The organism is Sulfurovum zhangzhouensis (genome assembly GCF_030347965.1).
Taxonomy (GTDB): domain Bacteria; phylum Campylobacterota; class Campylobacteria; order Campylobacterales; family Sulfurovaceae; genus Sulfurovum; species Sulfurovum zhangzhouensis.
The window spans coordinates 1-800 of the sequence record NZ_JAQIBD010000013.1 but is presented as its reverse complement, the minus strand read 5'-3'; the positions used below and the strand labels follow the sequence as shown (position 1 = coordinate 800).

1 pseudogene is annotated in these 800 nt (G+C 56.4%); it reads left to right on the top strand.

Annotated features, from left to right (window positions below):
* Positions 1-65 precede the first annotated feature (65 nt).
* Positions 66-643: pseudogene (locus PGH07_RS11410) on the top strand (IS110 family transposase); the annotation flags it as partial.
* Positions 644-800 lie beyond the last annotated feature (157 nt).

Here is an 800-nt window from a genome sequence, read left to right as displayed (position 1 = left end):
CCTAATGAGATGGCTCCCCTCCCCAAGACTAAGCTTTGGGGTAGCAAAAACAGGAGGGCCATCTCATGTCTACTATCAAAGTCCTTGGTATCGATTTAGGCAAGTCTTCTTTCCACGTTGTGGGTCGAACGACAGACGAATCGATCATTCTGCGTAAGAAGTTCACTCGCGCCAAACTACTCGAATTCCTCGCCATCAGCTCTCCCTGCCTGGTTGCCTTTGAAGCCTGTGGTGGCAGTCACTGGCTGGCACGCCGCTGCCTGTCGTTTGGGCATAGGGTGAAACTGATTCCGCCCCAGTACGTGAAGCCCTACGTCAAAGGAAACAAGAACGATTTTATCGATGCGGCAGCCATTTCCGAGGCTGTCTTGCGCCCGGATATGCGCTTTGTGCCGGTGAAAAGCGAAGAGGCACAGGTACTGGCCGTGACGNGGCTGTCTTGCGCCCGGATATGCGCTTTGTGCCGGTGAAAAGCGAAGAGGCACAGGTACTGGCCGTGACGCATCGCCTGCGGGAAGCCTTTGTCGCTGAGCGCACCGCCTGCATGTCACGCATTGGCGCCTTCCTGCTGGAGTTCGGTCTATCGCTGCCGAAAGGCCACGCGACGATGAAACGGCTGTTCTCCTGGCTGGGCGCGCAGAAAGGGGTGAGGTTGCCGGATACGTTGCTGGTCGAGTTACACCTGGCCTACGAGCACTACCTTTACCTCAACGACCGAATCGCTGAACAGGAGCGTAAGATCCAGCAACAGGTCAAGCAGGATGAGCGTTGCCAACTGCTCAAGACCGTACCAGGCATCG